1 protein-coding gene and 1 pseudogene are annotated in these 1,205 nt (G+C 71.5%); both read right to left on the bottom strand.

Annotation, left to right across the window (positions count from 1 at the left end; all coding sequences use genetic code 11):
* A pseudogene (locus tag AQJ91_RS48385) lies at positions 1-288 on the bottom strand (ABC transporter permease); the annotation flags it as partial.
* Positions 285-1,061 (bottom strand): ABC transporter permease, encoded by a 777-nt coding sequence (locus AQJ91_RS48380; protein WP_079085778.1) that lies wholly within the window; start codon positions 1,059-1,061, stop codon positions 285-287. The pseudogene AQJ91_RS48385 and the gene AQJ91_RS48380, both read right to left, overlap by 4 nt.
* Positions 1,062-1,205: the final 144 nt, after the last annotated feature.

The raw sequence follows: 1,205 nt of genomic DNA, 5'->3' as shown, positions 1-1,205 counted from the left end.
TGGCTCCAGCACGTCGCGCACGCCACGGTGCATGCCGACCACCAGGCCGAGTCCGACACCGACGGCGACGGCGAGGAGATAGCCGGTGAGCAGGCGGACCAGGCTGGGTACGACGTCCGAGAGCAGTCGTTCGCCCGTCCATACCTCCCCGAACTTGCCCAGGATGGTGGACAGCGGGGGAACGTAGAAGTCGGTGCTGCCCGCGGTGGCGAACCACCACATGGCGAACAGGACCGCGGGCAGGCCCAGGACCAGCCCGGTCCGCCGGGCGAGTGTGAGGACGGTCATCGCTGTCCCTCCCTGCGCATCGATTGGTGCCAGTGCAGTGCCCGCCGCTCGACCGCCCGGGCCACCAGGTTGACCGCGACCCCGAGGAGTCCGGTGACCAGGACCAGGGCGTAGACCCGCGGCACGGCGCCGGACGTCTGCGCGACCGCGAGCTGGTTGCCCAGGCCGGGCGAACCGATGACGAGTTCCGCGGTGATGGCGAGGACGAGCGCCACGGTCGCGGCCAGCCGCACACCCGTCATCACATACGGCAGCGCGGTGGGCCACATGACGTACCGCACCCGCCCCCAACCGCCCATCCGGTAGCTGCGGGCGGTGTCCTCCGCGACCGGGTCGACGTCCTGCATGCCCGCCAGCACCTGGACGAGCACCTGCCAGAAGGAGGCGTACACCACCAGCAGCAGCTTCGACTCCAGGTCGGTGCCGTAGAGCAGCACCGCCACCGGGATGAGCGCCACCGACGGGATGGGGCGTAGGAACTCGATGGTGGAGGCGGTCACCGCCCGCAGCACCGGCACCGATCCGATCACCACGCCGGTCACCACCCCGGCCACCACGGCGATGGCCAGGCCCAGGCCCCAACCGGTGAGGGTGTCACCGAGCGCGGTCCAGAACGCGTCTTCGCCGAGCAGCTGCCACAGGGCCCGGCCCATCTCCGACGCGGGCGGAAGGTAGTCGGCGGAGACCACACCGGTGTGCGGCAGCACCTCGAGCAACACCACCAGCCCGGCCAGGCCGGCCAGTCCGCGCAACGGGGTGCGCGCTCTGTCCAGAGTGCGCCGCACGCGGCCACCGCCCCGACCGCCGGGGCCCGTACCGGCCCCGGCGGTACCGACGGTCTTCGTCAGCACAGGAGTGCTCCCGGACCCGGTCACGAGAACAGGGCGTCCAGGTCGGGCTTCTTGCCGCCGAAGATA

This window comes from Streptomyces dysideae, from assembly GCF_001514305.1.
Lineage (GTDB): Bacteria > Actinomycetota > Actinomycetes > Streptomycetales > Streptomycetaceae > Streptomyces > Streptomyces dysideae.
The sequence above is the reverse complement of the archived record's forward strand: the minus strand, read 5'-3'. Positions and strand labels throughout refer to the sequence as shown.